The sequence below is a fragment of the Pseudomonas sp. HY7a-MNA-CIBAN-0227 genome (assembly GCF_040310325.1).
Taxonomy (GTDB): Bacteria; Pseudomonadota; Gammaproteobacteria; order Pseudomonadales; family Pseudomonadaceae; genus Aquipseudomonas.
This window is the reverse complement of sequence record NZ_JBEOPT010000256.1, coordinates 1-254: the sequence shown is the minus strand read 5'-3', so window position 1 is coordinate 254 and position 254 is coordinate 1. Positions and strand designations below refer to the sequence as shown.

1 protein-coding gene is annotated in these 254 nt (G+C 69.7%); it reads left to right on the top strand.

All coding sequences use genetic code 11. The features are described 5' to 3' along the window. Positions 1 to 254 (top strand): MFS transporter (locus AAEZ06_RS27815; RefSeq protein ID WP_350617385.1); only part of this gene is annotated, 254 nt, incomplete at both ends.

Here is a 254-nt window from a genome sequence, read left to right as displayed (position 1 = left end):
ACATCGCCCTGGACCGCGTCGGGCCACGGCGCTGGATCGCCTGCCTGATGGTGGGGTGGGGCCTGCTCTCCACCGGCATGCTGTGGGTGGAGAGCGCGCGCGGGTTCTACGTGCTGCGCTTTCTACTGGGGGTGGCCGAGGCCGGGTTTTTCCCGGGGATCCTGGTGTTCCTCAACCGCTGGTACCCGGCGCGCCGTCGCGCCCAGGTCACTGCCTTGTTTGCCATTGCGGTGCCCATGGCCGGGGTGTTGGGC